Annotated in this window: 11 protein-coding genes; 2 read left to right on the forward strand and 9 right to left on the reverse strand. The window is 60.9% G+C overall.

The features are described 5' to 3' along the window. The first annotated feature begins 1,460 nt into the window (after window positions 1-1,460). Window positions 1,461-3,980, forward strand: a complete 2,520-nt coding sequence (locus EN807_RS18990) for a caspase family protein (protein ID WP_246684218.1) — start codon at window positions 1,461-1,463, stop codon at window positions 3,978-3,980. Window positions 3,981-4,733: 753 nt separating this feature from the next. On the opposite strand, the gene EN807_RS19005 is transcribed toward EN807_RS18990, so the two are convergent. After that, complete coding sequence (locus EN807_RS19005) at window positions 4,734-5,369, reverse strand: hypothetical protein (protein ID WP_246684219.1); 636 nt, start codon at window positions 5,367-5,369, stop codon at window positions 4,734-4,736. 133 nt (window positions 5,370-5,502) lie between these two features. Between EN807_RS19005 and EN807_RS19010 the strand changes: the two genes are divergently transcribed. After that, window positions 5,503-6,033 carry an OmpA family protein gene (locus EN807_RS19010; protein ID WP_135936223.1) on the forward strand — a complete coding sequence of 177 codons (531 nt, stop codon included), beginning with the start codon at window positions 5,503-5,505 and terminating at the stop codon, window positions 6,031-6,033. A 106-nt stretch (window positions 6,034-6,139) separates the two neighbouring features. Here the strand turns inward: EN807_RS19010 and EN807_RS19015 are convergent, their stop codons facing one another. The 8 genes from EN807_RS19015 to tagH form a co-directional block, all read right to left on the reverse strand. Then, entirely contained in the window at window positions 6,140-8,473 is a 2,334-nt protein-coding gene (locus tag EN807_RS19015; protein ID WP_135936224.1) for a M23 family metallopeptidase, read from the reverse strand. Next, entirely contained in the window at window positions 8,470-8,976 is a 507-nt protein-coding gene (locus tag EN807_RS19020) for a DUF1036 domain-containing protein (RefSeq protein ID WP_206523448.1), read from the reverse strand. Before EN807_RS19020 ends, EN807_RS19015 begins: the two co-directional genes overlap by 4 nt. An 11-nt stretch (window positions 8,977-8,987) precedes the next feature. After that, on the reverse strand, window positions 8,988-11,711 hold the full coding sequence (locus EN807_RS19025; RefSeq protein WP_135936225.1) for a serine/threonine-protein kinase: 2,724 nt from the start codon (window positions 11,709-11,711) through the stop codon (window positions 8,988-8,990). A gap of 5 nt (window positions 11,712-11,716) precedes the next feature. After that, entirely contained in the window at window positions 11,717-12,484 is a 768-nt protein-coding gene (locus EN807_RS19030; RefSeq protein ID WP_127210204.1) for a protein phosphatase 2C domain-containing protein, read from the reverse strand. Beyond that, window positions 12,481-12,642, reverse strand: coding sequence for a hypothetical protein (locus EN807_RS35595; RefSeq protein ID WP_163603061.1), 162 nt, complete (start codon window positions 12,640-12,642; stop codon window positions 12,481-12,483). Before EN807_RS35595 ends, EN807_RS19030 begins: the two co-directional genes overlap by 4 nt. Window position 12,643: 1 nt before the next feature. Then, complete coding sequence (tssM, locus tag EN807_RS19035) at window positions 12,644-16,207, reverse strand: type VI secretion system membrane subunit TssM (protein ID WP_135936226.1); 3,564 nt, start codon at window positions 16,205-16,207, stop codon at window positions 12,644-12,646. Window positions 16,208-16,229: 22 nt separating this feature from the next. Next, the gene (gene tssL / locus EN807_RS19040; RefSeq protein ID WP_135936227.1) at window positions 16,230-17,738 is read right to left on the reverse strand and encodes a type VI secretion system protein TssL, long form; all 1,509 of its coding nucleotides are present in this window, start codon (window positions 17,736-17,738) and stop codon (window positions 16,230-16,232) included. Window positions 17,739-18,139: 401 nt separating this feature from the next. Beyond that, window positions 18,140-19,198, reverse strand: a complete 1,059-nt coding sequence (tagH, locus tag EN807_RS19045) for a type VI secretion system-associated FHA domain protein TagH (RefSeq protein WP_135936228.1) — start codon at window positions 19,196-19,198, stop codon at window positions 18,140-18,142. Between the last annotated feature and the right edge of the window lie 121 nt (window positions 19,199-19,319).

A 19,319-nucleotide genomic window follows, 5' to 3' on the forward strand; every position in this document is an offset into this window, starting at 1 on the left:
AGTGCATTGGCGACACGCTGGGATAGCCTCACTCAACGCCGGCAACCGATCGCTGCATCGGTTTCGCTGGTGATGTCGGACTTACGTAGGCTGCTGGTTCCTGGCTGCCAACGCAGCGGCCTCTTCGTCCGTCACTGAAATCTTCCCTGCGGGTGTAAGCCATTTCTGACATTTGCGTATGGAATCACGCCGTGCTCAGGCTCCAGGGATGATAACCGGCCGATCCAATTGCTTCTCACCGATGCATCTTGATTGGCTCTCGCTGCGAGCCACTCCGCCCGCTCCCGCGTCAAGCCGATAAGGCAAGTGCCAGCGAAGTCCGCGGGCACATCCACGGTGGTATCGAATACGGCCCATGTGTTGGTCGGTTCCTGAACGGGCAAAAACCTCATAACAGCACCTGCTAATATACAGTACGAACTTACGGACGGAGCATTGTTCCGGCATCAACCAAACGAAGGAGAGTTTTTCGTTTTTGAGACGCCGCGGCGCGTTGAGCCTTGAGCGGGCAAATTGATCGATACCTTCTGCATCGCGGCTGCGACGTCGCTGAAATAGGGTGGCAGATCGACGAGCCAACGCATCGGCTGATGTAGTTCACCGGCTTTCCAAAAGCGCAATTTCGAAACCTGCCGAAGCCCGCCAAGCGGCGGCGCTTTTGTGCGTCAGCTATCCGCCTTCAGTGCTTCATCTTGCGGGTAGTCGACCTCAGGGTATCCCCCAAGGAACTGTCAGCTGGCTTGGGAGCGCTGCTCGGAACCAGGAATCCACCCTTTAGCAACTCCAAGGCGTCGAGTGCCTCGTCGTCCTGCAAATTTGTCAGAGCCACCCCGTCTGCGAAGACAACCCTATCGTCGTCTATGTCGTAGACCTCCCAAAGCCCATCCTTGATTCTTCGAATGGCGTGCCGATGCTCCATAAGAAGACGCTAATTGAGTCTCGGAAACGGTGGCTAGAGAAAATCAGGGGTAGTCCGATATTAGTAGTGGAAAACTCGGGCGCTCTCCGACGCGTGGTGCGTGGACGGAAGGCAAGAGTGCAGGGCGGCCGTCGGGCCTGGCAGGCGGCAGTTGACGTTCGTCGCTGGGCGAAACATAGGTGCGCCCGCGCGAGCTGTGTTTTATTGGGGGCATCGCCGACCACAACCAGCTGCAACTTGCCACGATCAGAATGCCAGCCGCGCGTGGTCCGAGAGGGGACCAAATCGACCACGGGTCCAAATAGCCGAGGTTGAGAAACCGTTTGACAATCATTGCGGACACTCGGGCTCTGATGTAATTTAGGGTTCGATCAAGTGAGGAATATACCGCTGTCGCGACGGCTGTTCTCTCTTTCCTGTCTCGGCAGATAGCATGCTCTCTAACGGACCTTGGCACTGCAAGCTGTGTTCTTGTGGTCGCCAGGTAACAGCGTTTAAGGGATTTGCCATGCTCCGACGTTGCGGAATCGTTGCGGCCTTGATGCTCGCAAGCGTCACGACTTTCGAGGCTTCTGCAATCGAACGAAGGGTCGCCTTTGTAATCGGCAATTCCGACTACCAAGAAATCTCGGCCCTCAAGAACCCGGCCAAAGATGTGGTGGACGTATCCAACACGTTTCGAGCGGCTGGTTTTGATGTTTTCGTCGCGAGCAATCTTACAAAGCTGCAGTTTGAAGACCAGTTCCGCAACTATCTTGCCGCCGTGGACGGCGCGGAGGTGGCTGTCGTCTACTATTCCGGTCACGGTTTTCAGATCGGCGGCGAAAATTTCCTGATCCCTGTCGATGCCTCGTTGAAAGATGCGGCGGACGTCGAGGTCCAGGCAATCAAGCTGAACGATGTGCTGCAGCAGATGCGTTCGAAATCGAAGATCCAGGTGATCATCCTCGATGCCTGCCGCAACAATCCATTCCCTCGCAAGGACTATTGGCTCAGGGACCAGCTTCTTACCGCCAGCGGCACCGGCCTTGCGGAAGTAAGAAGCTCGCTGAATACACTGATCGCTTTCGCCACCGAACCCGGCGCGGTTGCCTACGACGGCGCCGGCGACCTCAGCCCATTTTCATTCGCGTTTTCTCGTCGGGCCTTGGCTCCGAACCAGGAGATTCGCACGGTCATGGCGGCCGTGCGCCGGGATGTGGTTGAGGCTACCAAGGGCCTGCAGGTTCCCTGGGAGAACTCTTCGCTGATCGACGAAGTCGTTCTGATGCGTCGCAGCAGCCGCCCATCGCTGCCGCCCGTGTTGGAGAAAGTCGTGTTGTCGGGAGTCGGGCCTGTCGATCTCAACCTCCCGGAACCGGTGGAGGTCGACGGCGGATCAATCACCGTCAGCATCGAAAGACCGCCCGCCTTGGGACGTCTGATGCTGAATGGCAAGGTTGTCGAGGCCGGGGATCTGATCCAGGGCAAGGATCTGCCGCATTTGCAGATGGATGTCCCCAAGGGAGTTGGCGAGCCGGAAGAGATGGATATGCTGGCCTACGCTGCACGCGACAATTGGGGCGGCGAAGCCAAGGGCATGCTGGTGTTCCGGGTCAAGAGCGGCGAAGGAGCCCAGGGCGAACAGGTGATGGCCTCACTCGAAGCCGAGCAGAAGCAGCAGGTGCTGCAGCGCGGCATTCATGTCACTGGTGCGGCCGAGGCGATCGAGAACCGGGAGATCGACGTTCCGGTCGGCATCGGCGCGGTTGCTCTGAACCTGGACCTCCCGACAGACGATTCGGCGGTCAGCCTGAAGGTTACCAGCTATCCGGCAACGGGAACGCTCTCCCTGCCGGATCGAGCCCTGTCGCCCGAATCGAGCTTGACGGTCGGTGAAGTCGAGGGGCTGCGCTATGAACCCCAGATCGGAGCCAGCGCACCGGTCGAGATCGCCTTCGAAATTCGGGCGGACAGCGCAGTGTCCAAACCCGCCAAAATGAAAGTGTCGCCAACCGTTGATCCGTGCGACTTGGCTGCCGGCGAACCTCTCGACCTTCAAGGCGTCGTCCCCGGCCTGCTGCCAAATGAAATCGGCGCCGACGCGGTGAAGCTCTGCGAGGCTGCGGTGAAGGCATATCCCGATGTCGCGCGCTTCCGCTACGAACTGGGGCGCGCGCTGCTTGCGGCCGGCAAGGTGGAGCAGGCCAGGAAAGCCATCCAGCAGGCTGCCGATAGGGGACACGTGCGCGCAGTGTTCGAACTCGGCTACCTCTACGCGACCGGAACAGGCGTGGCTGTCGACCGCAAGCAAGCCAACACCTTCTACGCGGCTGCGGCCGACAAGGGCGATCCCTATGGGATGACGTCGTGGGGCCGAGCCTTGTTCCATGGCTCCGGCGTCGAGCCCGATACAGCCAAGGGGCTGGACCTGCTGCTCAAGGCGGCGGCGATGGGTCACACATATGCCATGAACGATCTCGGCGCGATCTTCACCGAAGGCCGCAACGGTGTGACCGCAGATCAGGCCCGTGCCGTTGCCTTCCTGGAGGCTGGCGTCGAGCGGCAGGACATGTATTCGATGAACCTGCTTGGCCGGAACTATCTGTCCGGCGCGGGCGTCGATAAAGATCCCAAAACGGCGCTGGCCCTGTTTCAGAAAGCCACCGAACTCGGCCAGCCCTACGCTCCAAGCAACCTGGCGCGCATGTACCGCGACGGCGTGGGCGTGGAGCGCAACCCGGCGGAAGCGCAAAGACTGTTCGAGATGGCGACCATGCGGGGCGATGAGTATGGTGCATTCGATCGCGCGGTTCTCGAAATGGAAAAGGGCGAAAAGGCCGACCAGGCCACCGCGGTCCGCTTTCTTGCATTTGCGGCCGCGCTGGATTTTCGCAACCAACTGCCAGAGGCCCGGACGAACCTCGCAAATTTCGGCACCAAGGTGAAAACGACGGCGTTGAAGCAGCTGCGCCGGGAACTCAAATCGAAGATTCCTGCGTCCGGTTCGCTGGACGACCAACTGGTCGGCGCGGCCAGGCGGGTCTGGGAAGAAGCCAACCCGCGTCGGGACGTGTTTTAATCAATCAGGAGGTAAACGGTGCGCAGGACATTGAAGCACGCAATCGTCGGAACAGCCCTGTCCGGCATCCTGGTGGGGCTCACAGGCTGCACGTCCTTGATGCCACCCGAACCAACGCCGCTGGTGGAGACGTCACCGCCGAAGGTCGTTCGCAGGACACCTGTAGAGCAGAAGGTCGTCAAGGCCGCTCCCAAACGGGTGGTGACGAAAAAAGTGATCAAGCCGGTTGAGGTAGAGCCTGTTGCCGCACCTCCTGTGATCGCTCCTGCTCCTTGGCGAGGCGGAGGCGGAGGCGGAGGCGGCGGCGGCTGGGGATAAGCCAACTTCCGTTTCGCTTTCACGAAAGCTCGCGCAACATCACGGGGCGGATCGGAGGATGCCGCACCATGTCGTTCTCGACCGCACCGCGAAGATCTAGGGATGACGGATACCGTTGATCCACTGCCTGGCTTCGGACGACCCTATTTTTTTCCCGACCTATCTATAGACTTCGGCGATCCCGCAATCGACGGAAAGAGCTCAAAGGCAAGCCACGCTTCAGTCCGGTGGAAGGGCTCGACGAGGCAATATGGGACAGTCACTACGATGGCTGCCATGGAACTGGGCTCGGTTGTGCGGACAGGAAGTTTCGCCACCGACGACGTCTCGGTGCTGCGGCTGCAACATCCGCTGGGGACACGTTTCAGGGTGGCGCTGCCAAATGGGTCCAAGACGGCTGCAAGTAAGGCAAGCAATCAGGATCCAGACTGCACTCTAATTTGCATCCGCTGATTGGCGCAGCGCCTCGATCTCCGCCATCTGAATGCCCATTTCGACAAACGCGGAAAGAACTGAAAAGCGGTCCTCCAGCGCAACGCGTGCCAGTCCGGCCAGAACCCCCGCACTCACAGCGCGGGCGGCTGGTTGCAAGGCCGATACCGCTGACGTCTCCATAGCTGCACCATTGCCATGCCATCCTGCAGCCAGGGCAATCCAGACGGCAGGCGTTGTTGGCGGCATTCCTGCCGCAGCCTTGCTCACTTCTGGGCGATGGTGAGGGCTATCCGGTTCGCTGACCCAGTCACGAACAAGCGCGAGCAATTCCTGATCCCTGCGATCGAGCAGAACGGTGAGGTGGCTCAGGCACTCATGGGCCCACCACACCGCAGCCCGCTCGGGAAGCAGATAGGCACAGAACGTAATCGCCTCCTCGGGCACCCGCCCGGCAAGGAGGGCGCGGCAAAATTCGATTGAAGGCTGTTCGGTCGGGAGTGCCACCATGTCCCTGAAAACAGCGGGGCAGGCCATGAAAAGATCCCGTGCCGTTTTGAATCGAAGCTCATTGGCCATGGCCGCCACGCTTTTGCTGGGGAACAATCGACACTGAAGCCTGGACAGGGTGCGGGTCAAGTCTCCAGTCCTCAGCAAGATGCAACTGCCGCCCACTCCTCGTATGCCTGACGTTTATTGACAGACATTCGCTTCGGAATTTGGTATTGTCCGCAGTCGATGAAATCGGATGCTCAAGACAGGAGTAACCGTCATGCAGTTGGGCAGTTTAGCCTTCGCGTTTACGGTCACGCTTTTTTCGACCCACGCTTTTGCTGATCCGCTTCAGAAATCAGAAGACATCGTGAAGTTTTTTGACGCGGCGAGCGAGTTCGGCCCGTCGCGTGGAATTTGCGTCGGCACCGAAGAGGAATGCAGCAGCAAGAACAAAGCAGCGCCGGCCGAAAAAACCAGCCTCGACATGCTGATCAACTTCGGCCTGGATTCTGCGGAACTCGATGCGACTGCGCGCGCTGAACTGGACGAGTTCGCCAAGGCACTGAAGGACAGCCGACTGAGCACTCTGAACTTCGTTGTTGAGGGTCATACAGATGCGACCGGCTCGGCTGATTACAACGAGGGACTGTCGGAACGAAGAGCCAGATCGGTAACAACCTTCCTGACCTCTAACGGCATCGATCCTGCCCGCATCAAAGCGACAGGCATGGGCGAAACGAACCCACGCAACCCCAACCCATACGATCCGGTAAACCGCCGGGTGGAGATGCGGATAAGGACTGAGTAGCTGGAGCGGGTGCGCTAGGCTGAGACCAGAGCCGCGCGCCGTTTTCCACGCGCGAACCGGAGGTTAGCGCAGCAAAACCGATTCCGATTTCCGGGTTATGGTTGGTTCAAAGGGTATTCTGCATCGGGCTTATGAGGGCCGTGATCGCCTGCTTGTATTTTTCGAACTCCGGCGATGTCTGCCGGACTTGCGTTGTTGTCGTTGTCTGTTGAGCCACCTCAGTCGTCGTCGGGCTCAGCTTCCTGCCCATTTTCCTTTCGGCCCAGCTCACGACATAGCTGGCGGACTTGCCGGTGAGAAACGGGTTGGCTTGAATGACGGCCGACCCGAGCACGGCGCTCAATTGCGCCGAACCCGGCGATGACAACACTTGATGGGCGCCTTCCATTCCCAGGAAATGACAGAGATAAAGCCGGCCGGCTGTGATCTGGTGGCCGCGCGCCCGAAGATAGGCTTCGCCTTCGCGCGCCAGATTGCTGACCATCTCGCGCGAGATGGTGGCGTCGTAACGTAAAGCGAGCAGGTCGGCGGTTGACAGTGTCCGCGCAAGTTCGGGGCGGTAGGTGTTCATCATCCTGATCCAGGTCTTCGTTATGAACTGACCGGCGCCGGTCGCCGAAGAAAGTGGGTTCTTGGCGCGGGCGCTGCCGCCACTTTCGACTTGAACGATACGGTCGGTCAGCGTTTCGACAGCGGAATCATCCGTTGCGATGGCGGTAACCGTACCCAGGGGATCGATCGCCTCGCCATCGCGATAGAGTTCGAAATGCAGGTGCGGCCCAGTCGAAAGGCCGGTAGTGCCAATGTAACCAATGATATCGCCTGCCTTCACCTTCGCGCCGACACCGCCTTTGACCGCGAATTTCTGCATATGCGCATAGCGCGTCTCGCGCCCGTTTCCGTGCGAAATCTTCACCAGGTTGCCGTAACCCCCTCCGTCGCCTTGAAAAACGACTTCGCCGTCGAAGGCGGCTGCAATCGGCGTACCCAGAGGCGCCGCCCAATCCACGCCCTTGTGGATGCGAACAGTCCCGAGGATCGGGTGCTTGCGTGGGCCGAAGGTGGACGTCATGACCCCGTTGACCGGGGTGACCATGCCGTTTGTGACCGTCAGCGAGCGAACCTGATCGTCGCCGCTAACGCATGCAAACTGGCCGTCGGTCTGCTGGAACACGAAACAGTCGAGGCTTTTTTCGGCACCCTGGACACCCACATATAACACGCGCCCGGCCGTCTCTTCCTTGCCACGCGGCCTTTGCGAATAGATCAGGACCAGACGTTGCTCTTCGCTGGCAAACGCATCCAGATCCTGTCCTCGCGAGAGATACATGATCGCTTCTCCGATCACGCCGGTCGGGACTTTGTTGCGTGCTGCTGTTGAGTAGATTGCATCGAGCAGCCGGTATTGCCTTTTGTGCGTGCCTTGTGCCTGTGCGCCCGAGTAGTTGAACAGATCTTCGCGGACCCAGGGATCCACACCAGACACAAACACACCAGCGGCATTGCGCGTCAGCGTACCGACAAATACATTCTTGGCGTAGATTGAAACCTGCATGAGGGACATGGTTGTCGTCTCGCGCGTCGGCCTGAAACCGCGCATGGCGACGACATAACCTGGCTCAAGGCTTTCCCGATTGAAAAGCGTCTTCAGGGCTTCGCCTGCCAGTTTGGCATCCTCGGCGGAGAAATGCGCATCCAGGGCAACGCTGTCCAAGCTGCGGTGGTTGAGAATCTTTACGAATGTGTCCTCGGTAGCCTTGTATCGTTGATACTCGCTGGTGACGTTTGCGACGCTTGTGTTGTTTTCGATCTGCGTTTTCCGGAACGTGGGAAGGGCTGCCTCGCCTGAATCGATTGTTTCGCCCCAACCTGCTTCGGCATCATCGCCGTCCACCTGCGGGTCCGAAGCAACCGGAGCCTCGTTTAGAACGGGCGGTGGCTGAACATCGTCTTGCAGATCGTTGGATGACGCCGGCGCGGTCTGTCGCTGTGCCTGGAAGAATGCGAAATCTTCTTGTGTGGACGGTATCGTTGTCATGAACTTTTCGCTGGCGCTAAGCATCACGTCAGCCAGAATCTCGATCTGCGGAGAAACTCCGGCCCGCTCGAGTTCTGCCGGGCGCGGGATCACTTGGCTTTTTGTTGCGCCGCCGGTGTCGGGCGCAAGGGTGATCCACATCGGGTCTCCTGCGAGATCGATGATGGCAGGCACATAGACGGATGCGTCGGCTGGCACATCGTCGGTTCCCTCGACGGCCTGCAACTCCTCATCCTCGTCGCCAAACGACCAATAATCCGCGGTGAGATAGAAGCCGGCAGCGATCGACAACAGGACAGCCACGGCAAGACCGGCAAGCAGCCTGCGCCAGAGCCTGCGTCTGCGCAGGGCGGCGCGCGCCTGCTTTTTCAACCTGAAGCTTGTGTCGATACTGTGCGTCACGGATTGCTTCCGGTCAGAAAAAAGGTCCACCGCACCTGTTCAAGCGTATCGACTTCGAGAAATCGTGCGGCGATATGGCCGCGCTGCCAGCATTCATCGATTCCGCGTATCGAAAAACGCCGCCGGTCGATGCACATTTCGGTCGACCCGGTCAGGGTCGCATGGCCAAAGACGTCCGTCGCATAGATGTAAATGTAGCGGTTGGTGAGTTCCTCGCGGATGACGTTCACGCACTGATTTGCGCCGATGGTCCACCAGCCATCGGTCTGGTCCGCATTGTCGACCTTCTGGCCGACAGCGAGATTGACGACGTCGAGCGTCTGATTGCAGACGGTGAATTCGGCGCGCGCTTCGTGGGACGACAGGAGAGCCAGCAATGTCGCGCCCAACATGACCGCAAGTCTGATACGGCCTCTCAGGCCAAGCAGGCCGCGAAGCTGGTCACGCTGACTGTTGGGCGGGACAGTTGTCAGGAAGGAAATGCGCGAGCGGCGGTGGTCCATCGGCGTTCATGCTACCCGCCGAGCCGGAAGTACTTTGCCGTTGCGGAGAACTCAGCTCGGTTGGCGTCGATCTCATCGAGAATCCTGGGCAGCAGCAGCGCGGCTGGTGTCGGCGCGGAGAACGCCGCAGCCTGAATATCCTGTGGACCCGTGATCACCATTATGATCTGCGGCACGACCTTGCCGGCCGCCTTGTCGGCTGCGCCGAGATCGATCGGAATGTTGAAAGTGGCCTTGTCCGCTTGCGCCAGGATACGATCGTCAAGGCTGAATGCCATGCCCCTGTGGTCGATCAGCAGCACGCTGGAAATAAGGCCGCCATGCGTCACCAGCTTGCCGCCGATCGGCGAGCCGCTTGGCACCGTCGTTCGATCGAGAACAAGCTGCGGCTTGTCAGCCGGCATCTGGTCAAGAAAGCGCAGAAAGTTGGTGACTTCGCATTGAGCCGGCTCAATGAGGCGGACGCTGATGTCCGGTTCGACACGGAATCTTGCCTGGAAATCGGACAACATTCGTTCGAACGGCTGGACCTCCGTGCCCAATCCTTCGATCGCAACGGCGGCCTCGGTTGCCGACGTCAACGTCGCATAGAAACAGTCGCCGCCGTTGAAGTCGCGCACCCAGGAGACCCGTTGCGCAGCGTGGTCGAGGGCATTTTTCGGCGGCAGATCCGGTCTCGGCACGTTCAAGGCAACAGTGGCCTCGCCCGGCTGTTTGCCTGGCGCCGGCTCGTACCGCTGCCGTTTTGCGCCCCCATCATCCGTCTGGCTTGCGGCGGGTTCGGGCACCCGCGCGGCCGCCTTGGGTTGTGTCTGCTGGCTGGCCGGCTGATCGGGCTTCCGGCTCTCCATTATTTCGGGCTGGACCGCTGGGGGCGAAGCCTTGTCGGCCGCCGGCATCGGCGCGACCTGGATGCGCGGCGGAACCGGCTCCGGGGTTTCCTCGGTTGGCGAAAGGACTTCGGCCGGCCGTGTCGGCTCCAACTTTTGATCCGCCGCGGCATCTGCCCGATTTTCAGCTGGCGATGGCGCCTCGGCTGCCGCCGGCTCCGAGGTATCCTCGGATGCCACCGGCTCCGAAATGTCCTCGGATGCCGCCGGCTCCGGGGTGTCCTCGGTTGGCGAGAGGACTTCGGCGGGCCGCGTCGGCTCCAGGCTTTGATCCGCCGCTGCACCTGCCTGACTTTCAACTGGCGGCTGCGCTTCGGCTGCCGCCGGCTCTGAGCTTTCCGCGGATACCGCCGGCTCCGAGTCTTCCGCGGATACCGCCGGCTCCGAATCTTCCTCGGATGCCGCCCGCTCCGGGGTTTCTTCGGATGGTGAGAGGACTTCGGCGGGCCGTGCCGGCTCCAGCTTTTGATCCGCCTCGGCACCTGCCTGACTTTCGGCTGGCGGTGCAGTGGCTTCTGTTCGTGACTGCTCAGGTGGAACTGACTTTGCCGGTTCGTCGCCCGGCGAGCTTGCAGCGCTGTCCGTCGGGGCCGGTTTTGATGCTTTTGGCGACAAAAACGCTGTATCGCCGGCAGTCGGCGTGGAAGGCGTCATCAGGCCGCCCAGATAAACACCTGCACCCGACGCGACAGCCAATGTCGCCAAGGCAGCGATCGCGATCGATCGGGTCTTGGCCGACTTTGCAGGGAGCTTTGGCAAGACCGCGCGAGCAGGACCGGCAACTGGCGAAGGCCTTGACTCGGACAGAAGCGCCGGCCGGACATGCGGAACGAAGCGCTGCTCACCGGCAGCCGCCGGAGGCTGACTTGCCATATTAGGACCGGCAAGCTTGGGACCGGGAAGCTTGGGGCCAGGCGCGGCGGTTCCCCCGGTTCGCAGCGTCCGATCGCGCGGTGTGGTCGACGTTGGCGGCCTTGTCTCCTCGTCCGTGTCGTCACGTGTCGCCCTGGCGATATCCGCCATGCTGATCGGCCGTTCCTGTGGATCCGGCTGCAGCATGGCCTCAACAATTCCACGAAAATCGGCATCGATGTCGGATAGGTCCGGAACGCTTCGGCGTTTTTCCACGATCTCGTACTGGGAGCCGCCCATGTCGATCGGTTTTCCACGCAGAGCAGCGGCCAGCACCAGGCCCAGGCTGTAGATGTCGGATTGCTCGCTGACTTCGCCGCTGTACAGCCCGAGTTGCTCGGGAGAAACGTAGTCGTACTTTCCCGCGAACTTTCCGCCGATCAGCGTCTCGCCGCCGACGGTCGCCGACCGCGCAATACCAAAATCGATGATCTTTGCGCGATCGACCCGGCCTCCCGGCAGGATGATGTTGTCCGGGGAGAGGTCGCGGTGTATTGCTCCCGCCTGGTGCACGGCGCTCAAGCCGGAAGCCAGGCGATGGCACAGCTTGCGCACGTCTTCCGTCGGCATCGGGCCACGTCGCATAATATCGAACAGCGATTGGCCGTCGACGAATTCCATGGCGAGGTAGGGGCGACCAATGCCTGGGTCGATGGTGAAGACGTGATATCGCACGACCGCTTCGTGCGACAGGTGATTGAGGATCGATGCTTCCTTGCGGAACAGCGACAGGATCGTCTGATCGCGGGCGAACTCGGGCAATACGATCTTGATCGCGACGTGGTCGCCGGTCTGGATGTTGTGGCCACGGTAGACTTCGCCCATGCCACCGAATCCGATCCGCTCGTCCAGTTCATAGATGCCGCTGAGTTGCGTGCCTACGGCTGTTGTGGCCACGTCAGGCGATATCCGCGTCTTGTCGTCGGCGCTCATCAGCCTCAACCTTCCGCCCTGGAAGGACCGGGATAGGCCCCATTGCCCCCGTCTCCGATCTTGACGAGCACGATCGTGACATTGTCCGTTCCCCCGCGCGCCAGCACCATTTGCAGCAGGTTTTCGCATGCCGCCTGAGGTGTCGCCGACACCGCCGCCGCCTCGATCTCGGCGTCTGTGACATGCGCTGTCAGCCCGTCGGTGCTCAGCACAAATATGTCGCCCGGCGTGATTTCGCCTTGCTGGAAATCGATCACGATCTCGTCGCTGACGCCGACCGCATGCGTGATAACGTTGCGGCGCGGCCAGGTGAGCGCCTCGGCTGCGCTGATCATGCCCTTGTCGAGAAGTTCCTGGACTTCGGTATGGTCTCTCGAAATCTGGGAGATCGAGCCGTTGCGGATCAGGTAGACGCGACTGTCGCCCGCCCACAGGCAGGCAAACCGCCCGTCCATAGCCAGCAGGGCGGCGACAGTGGAGCCAATGGTCACGCCGCGGGATTGCGATATCCTGCGTATTTCGGCGTTGGCCCGGCTCAGCCGGTCCTCGAAGCGCGCGCGAAGATCCGGTGCGGAGCTTGCAATACCAATCGTTGCCAGATGATCGACGATGCTGGCCGATGCGACTTCCCCGGCATCATGTCCACCCATTCCATCGGCCACCACCCACAGGCCGGTGTCCGGCTCGACCAGATAGCTGTCTTCGTTGAGCTCGCGGACACAGCCTCTGTGGCTGACGCCGAAGCTTTCAAAGGGGAGGGCGACATCGTTCACTTTGCCACCAAGCGCTTCTCAAGCGTCCTCTGCGGCGCACCGTCAGGCGCTCGCTCGCGCCAGTTTGCCACAGGCTCGAACGTTAGAGTATCGAAATCAACGTCCGCCCAGCTGTTGCCGATGGACAGCCGCACCCTATTGGAAAATTCAAAGGTCATCTCAAAACGCCTTTGGACAGCTGAACCCGGAAAGCGCAGGAAGGAAGAGAGGGATTTGGTCCGAACTGGCCTGGACCGTATAGGCGACATCGCGTCCGCCGATCACGAAGCGGGCTTGCGTGTTGCCGCCGGTGCTGGTGATGTCAGCCTTGTCCAGCAGGCGCTTCAGTGCCCACGGACCGTCGAACTTGATCGCGGATTCACGGCCCGGCATTTGGGGAATGAGGCTCAGGCTCGCCGACGCGGAAGCCATGCCGCTCGGCCAGGTCACCGTGCTTGGCGCGTTGCCGGCCTGGTTGCTTTGGACGATCTGGCCATCGACGTCGAGTACCGCCGTCTCGGCATCGCCATGCAGTGAAAACGGCGTAAAGGTGACACTGACCGACGGCACCGAACCACCTGAAGGAAAGAAGGCGTTGCGGATTTCCGCCGCCAACTGGAAGTTTTTCAAGGTCGACTTCGACAGGTCGCGCCCGAAACGCGCATCCTGCTTCCAGTTCCAGTCCTGGCCGGTCATGTCGATCAGCGATGCGAGATTCTGTGCGAAGAACCGGTCCATCAGTCCGCCTGGAGCGAACAGTTTTGCGAAATCCGCCATCGCAATATCCTCCGGGCCATCGCTGGCGAAGGGATAACGGCCCTCGACCATAGCCTCGCAGGCGCGCGTGACCGTCTGGTCGAGCATCTGGTTCAAATTCGTCAGCGAGGTTTCTGCGACATTGCCATCAAGCTCGTCGGCGGTCGCAGTAACCATTCGGGCGAGTTGCTTGGGCAGACGCGAGACATTGGCGCGAAGGGTGGATATCTGCAGCTGCAGATTCATGTTGGCGCGTTCCGTTTGCGAAGGGACATCGGCCGCCAATTGCAGGCTTTGATGGATGTCGCGGAAATTCTGGGTCAGTGCATCGATTGGGCGGCGCCCAGTGGGACCGTTCACCAAGGCCTGAAATGATCTGAATTGCGCTTCGATGTTCGCCCCGGGGTTCTGGTTTTGCCCGCGAGCGGACCCCGTGCCGGCCCGGCTTTGCGATTTGCCGCTGGCGATTTGAATGCCGATGCGGGCCAATCCGCTGGCGATATCTGCAGCGTTTTGCGGCTCGGTTTGAAGCATGCCGGCTTCGGCCCCGGAGCCGGACTCTTCGCTGGGACCAGCGTCTCGCGTCAGCGCTGTTTCGTCGGCGATCGCGGTAAAAAGCTGGTCGATTGGCGAGCTTGGTGACGCGGCGGCGGAGAGCGCGATATAGTCCGGCTTGTCCTCCAGCATTGCCTTGAACTTCAGCTTTTCGAGAACGCCGTTCCACGCCGCGGCGAACTCCCTGCCATAGCGCTCGACAAGTTCGGGACCGAGTTTTGGCAACTCCTGGTCGATGCCGCCTTGCTCGGCGCCGCCGCCGAGAACCCACTGGTCATCGACAAGCATCTGCGCAATGCGCGAGAGTTGTCCGAGATAGAAGTCGTTGAAGCCGCTATAGGTGTAGATACCCGGAACGCGAAGACCTGACAGATCGCCGCCATCGACACGCTCGAACAACAGCTGCGCTTCCGGGCCGCCTTTGACGGACACGGAAAAATCATCCAGCGCTGCGGCGTAGACCGCCGACTTCACCAGGGCAGAGGCACGATCGGCAAGGCTCATGCGTCCGAGCGAGCGTTGAGCGGCTTCGACAAGTGGCTGGTTGAGTTCGAAAACCGGGTCATAGGCATCGTCCAGCGCAAGCATGGCCCGCAGATGCTTTTCGAGTTGCGCCCGTCCCTCGCGGTTGTTTTCACCCGGATACCGGTTCTGCTCCCAGTCCCGCCTCATCCAGGACACGATCAACTCGTCGTCGACCTTGGGCGCCTTGCCGCCAAGCATCATGTAGATCTTCAGCGGTTCGTAGAGCGAGGTGGGATCAGCCATCCTGGCCTGGATCGTCCGTTCGGCCTGAAGCAGCAGGCGCGAGCGGAACATGCGCTCCAGCGCTTGCCGGTAGGCTGCTTTTGATGCCGAAAGAAGTCTTTCCCGCTGACTGAGACCGAACGTCTCCTGGATCGGGGTCGGCAGGTCACTGGTGTCGAACCCGGCCGGCAGTTCGCGCAACTGGTCGAGCGGGCCGATGACGTTTTCAAGGTCGACGTCGGCGACGGTCGTGCTTTTGAGGAGCGGGTCCGCCGTCTCGCGATACTGGCTTGCAGCCTGCGTGGTGGAAGCGATCAGCGACCTGTTGGCCGTAAAGCTCAGGGCCAAGGTGCCCAGAGCCGCGGCAGCCATCAATGCTATTGCGCCAAGGCCGCCATACCTGACGATCGCTGCGCGCCTTTCAGCCGATTTGTCGTATGAAACCCAGCCGGATTCCGCGAAAATGACGCCGGTCAGAAGATCATGCAGGAAGAAGCTCTTGCCGGTGCCGGAAAGATGGGCGCGAGAAGCGCTGCCGAAACTGCGGCCGATTGCGCCCAGCACCTGGTCGATCGGCGTGCCCTCCTGCGTGCCTGACGAAAAATACAGTCCACGCAGGCTGACATTCACCTGGCTGCGGGCCGGATCGAACAGGCTGGCGACGAAATCGGCAATACGGCCTTTCAGCGCGCCAAACTGGGCTGGAAAGCCAAAGATGGCTATGCGCGCGACCGGATCGGCCTCTTCCTGCAGGCGGTCGGCGATCTCCTCCGCCAGGCGCTTTGCCAATGCGTCGAATTCGGCCGGTGCCTCACCGGCCATGTTCTTGCTGCGATCGGCGGTCTGGAATGTCGCGCCCCACACTTTGCGGCGGCGCTGCTCGTCGAAGCCGCCAAAATAATCCATGAAACCGGAGACAAGGTCGGCCTTGGTGAAGAGCAGGTACACCGGGAACTGGATTTTCAGTGTTTCGTGAATTTCGCGCAGACGGCTGCGTATTTCGACGACATGGACGTCAAGCTGCCGATCATCGAGGCTGATGAGATCGGCAAGGCTGATGGCCAGTATAACCCCGTTGATCGGTTGCCGGGGGCGGTATCGCTTGAGCAGCGACAAGAAGGCGAGCCAGCTCTTCTTGTCGCTCTGCGCATTGGAATCCTGCGTGGTGTAGCGTCCGGCGGTGTCGATCAGCACCGCCTGATCGGTGAACCACCAGTCGCAGGATCGTGTGCCGCCAACGCCGGCCACCGGCTGGGCGTGTCCCGAACCGGCAAGCGGAAAGTTCAGACCCGAATTGACCAACGCCGTTGTCTTGCCGGCACCGGGCGGGCCGATGACGACGTACCAGGGAACTTCGTAGAGGAAATTGCGCTTGCCGCTCGACCGCTTGAGCGCAGCGATGGCTTCATTCATCCGAGCCTCGAGCACCTGCGAGTCGTCATCCCTGTCGTCATTGCGGGCGACTATCGTCTCGAGCGCCTTTTGCGCCTTTCGCTTTTGCCAGAAACGCACGCCATAAAACAGCGTCGCGATCGCAACGATCACGCCGATGATCGTCACGCGCAGCCAGACGGGTGCCAGCGGACGCGTGTCGGCAAAGCGGATCAATGGTCCGGCAAACCAGACGGCCGCCGCGAAACCGGCCAACGCGATCGCGCTGAATATCCGCAGCAGCCAACGCGTCATGGGCGCTTCCAGATGGCCGTGCTCACAGCGTTTCCTCCTTGGGGATCATCAAGTCGACACGGCGATTCTGGGCGCGGCCTTCCGGCGTCGCATTGTCGGCGATCGGTTCGTCTTCACCCCTGCCGTCGACGGTGATCCGGGAAGGCTTGCTGAACCGTGGCGCCATGACAGCTGCGACGGCCTTCGCCCGGGCGATGGAAAGGTCGAAGTTGGATTTGAACGGGCTCGATTTCTGCGGCCTCACATTGTCTGTGTGGCCGACGATCATGATCGGTCCAGGCTCCGGTTCCAGCGCGGCGGCGATGTCCGCGGCGATTGGTCCAAACTCCGGTTTTATCTCGGCCCTGCCGGACGGGAACAACAGGATGTTGTTGATCTCCACGATGATGAACCTGCCCTGCGTGCCGACGCTCAGCCCGCCGCGCGCGATAGTCTCGGCCAGTGCCGCGTGGATGCGATCGATCTGGGAGCGGGTAGGGGCGACAGGCGGAGCGACTTTCACCGGCGCAGCCGACGGCGCCACGCTGGCGCGTTCGATGGCGATCGGCGTCGACGGATCGAGTGCCAGCAGCCTGCCGGCAAGAGCATCGCCCTCGTCGGTGACGAAGACCCGCAATGCGAAGAATGCCGCCGTCAGCAGCGCCGACGCAGCCGCCGCAGTCACCCAGAGCGGCAACCTGGCCGACGACTGTGGGCTGGACAGCGCCAGGCTCTGCCAGTGCGGCGAGATGTCGTCGTCGGCGCGCGCCCTGAAGTAACGAAGCGTCTCGTAGACGTCGCGTCGAACGCGTTCGAGATTGTTGTCCTCGCGCGCAAGGCCTCGATACTGGCCTTCGAACCCCAGCGACAGGCAGGCATGCATCAGTTCCAGCAAATCGTAGTGTGCCTCCGGCGCCGCCAGTATCTTGTTCAGCGCTGCGTAGAAACCCGAGCCGGTGGGCACGACGTGAAAGAACTGTGACAGCATGCTGTGCTGCGCCCAGGCGTCTGGCTTGGGCCAAGGCAGGTTGCCGATGAGGTCGTCAGCGGTTTCGCAGAGAACAAATTTTGCGATCCGTGCATCTTCTTCGGGAACACCGGCTTTCTCGATTGTCCGGTCGAATTTTTCGATCGCCTCGGAAACATGTTCCGCCAGCTGTTCCGCCTGTCTTTCGACAGCCATAAGCCTGAGCTGGCCAAACAGCATCAGCAAAGGCGCGGCCGCGGCGAGGATCTGATTGGCTGCGGAATATCTGACGCTGTCCGTGGCCTGCAGCAGGATGTCCTGCTGAATGCCCGGCGCCGCCGCAAAGGAGCCGGTTGCCGCTGCGCCGGGGTCTGCGCCCTGATAAATCACGGTTCCGGATGTCCAGCCCGGCGGTGCATGCCGAGCGACCGGATCGAAAACCGTTGAATCCTTGACCGGCGAGGGACCGGGGTGCCCGCCGCCGGGAACGGCCCCCTGGGGATCGGGCGCTGATTTTTCAGCGCGGCGCGGTGCGCGAATGACGGTCTTGCCCGCTGGGCCGAAAGGATCGTCCTTCGAGCTCATCGCCAAACGTCCGTCCACGCGTCGGCGCCGCCTGTGCGCCACATCAGGGCAAGACGGTCCCCGGCCAAGCGCAGGAACTGCAGGCGCTGCTGACGAGGGCAGTGCCTGCAAGAAGGTCGGCTATATTTTTCGATCCCGCCGTAACATGACATGTGCCGCAGACCCCCAGGTCAATCAGCCTACCCGCTGGCGAACTGTCGAAAATGATCGTAAGCTTAGAAACGGCCGATTGGAACCAGATGCAGTGCTGCGAAAGGATTTTTCTTCGCCAACGACAGCGCCGCATCTTTCGGCTCGCCAAGGGCGCCCTGATACATTCCAGTTGGTGCGTGATCCGTTCCGCAGCCGAAGCCAAGCGCAGCAAACCGATCCGATTTTCGGTGCATCTGCCAGGTTTCGGTCTACTTTTGCTTGTCGGCTTTGGCATAGGCTTCGCTGAAATAGGCCAGGAATATGTCCAGCATTCCGTTTTCGTGCGCTTCCTCCATGGTCCGCCATTTGGCGACGAAGGCGTCCCAAGCCAGGCCCTTCTTCGATGTGAATGACGTCGGTGGAAGTTTCTTGCTGATCGCCTCGGGCGACAAATCGTCAAGCAGCCGCGAGAGCGCAGCTTGCATGGCTGCATAGGTGGCAAATTCGTGCGTCTTGAGATCGCGGAACGCGTCTTCGACACTGTGCCTGGCATCAAGGTAGCCGGATCTGCGCCGCGCAAACATGATTTCGAGGATTTCGTCGGTTCCCGGGACGAACTTTAGCGGATTGTTGTCGGCAGCGCTGATCATCGTCCGGTGTGTGCTCTTGGCCAGTATTTTCGCAGCCGCACGTGCTTTCAGCAGCAGGGCCAGTTCCTCGACAACCGTCCGCAGCACCGCGCCGATTTCGGCAGCCACTTCATGCGGATCACGCGACTGAAGCAATTCCGGCGCGATGCCGGCTGCGATCGCGATTTCCCGCAGCACCTCGTCTCTCGTCGAAGCGAGAGGCGCGGGCGGCGAAGACGTCGACGCCGGTGCTCTCTGCCCGGGCCGTTGCTCCCCCGGCTCGAAGAAAGGCTGGTCTGCGATATCCTTGGGCCGGCCTGTTGTGATCGGCATTTGTCGCTGCGTCGAACCGTGGCTGCTTCGAGGAAGCCCTGTCGCGGCGCGCTCGTCATCAATGGAAACCAGGACGACATAGCGGCCGATCAGCAACCGGTCGCCTTGACCGAGCCGGTGAGGGCCGGCCATGCGCTGGGTCGATCCGTTGATGAATGTGCCGTTGCGCGAGAAATCGTACAGCCAGAACGCGCCTGCCTGGTAACGCACTTCGCAGTGTCGGGCGGAGATGAACTTGTCGGGATCTGGCAAGGTCCAGTCACAGGCCTCGCGGCCGATTTCAAAGCTGCGATCACGAGCGGAGTAGCCGGTCGACATACCGGCGGGCAGGGAGACGACATTGTTGATCTGCAGACTGATATACATTCAAAATCGCCGTCGATCCTGTCGGCAAACTCGCCCAGGACACCCCATTATACCAGCAATTTCTGAGCGCGGCGGCACAGAAGCGTTCAAGTCGATGATTTCACAGGCGATTAGGCTGCAG

The sequence above is a fragment of the Mesorhizobium sp. M5C.F.Ca.ET.164.01.1.1 genome (assembly GCF_004792125.1).
Classification (GTDB): Bacteria; Pseudomonadota; Alphaproteobacteria; order Rhizobiales; family Rhizobiaceae; genus Mesorhizobium; species Mesorhizobium wenxiniae.

Bases quoted from the DNA above. Each gene is read 5' to 3' on its own strand.
- tssL (WP_135936227.1), bottom strand. From the start codon at position 17,738: ATGAGCTCGAAGGACGATCCTTTCGGCCCAGCGGGCAAGACCGTCATT.
- EN807_RS19010 (WP_135936223.1), top strand. From the start codon at position 5,503: ATGCAGTTGGGCAGTTTAGCCTTCGCGTTTACGGTCACGCTTTTTTCG.
- EN807_RS35595 (WP_163603061.1), bottom strand. From the start codon at position 12,642: ATGACCTTTGAATTTTCCAATAGGGTGCGGCTGTCCATCGGCAACAGC.
- EN807_RS19025 (WP_135936225.1), bottom strand. From the start codon at position 11,711: ATGAGCGCCGACGACAAGACGCGGATATCGCCTGACGTGGCCACAACA.
- tagH (WP_135936228.1), bottom strand. From the start codon at position 19,198: ATGTATATCAGTCTGCAGATCAACAATGTCGTCTCCCTGCCCGCCGGT.
- EN807_RS19020 (WP_206523448.1), bottom strand. From the start codon at position 8,976: ATGGACCACCGCCGCTCGCGCATTTCCTTCCTGACAACTGTCCCGCCC.
- tssM (WP_135936226.1), bottom strand. From the start codon at position 16,207: ATGACGCGTTGGCTGCTGCGGATATTCAGCGCGATCGCGTTGGCCGGT.
- EN807_RS18990 (WP_246684218.1), top strand. From the start codon at position 1,461: ATGCTCGCAAGCGTCACGACTTTCGAGGCTTCTGCAATCGAACGAAGG.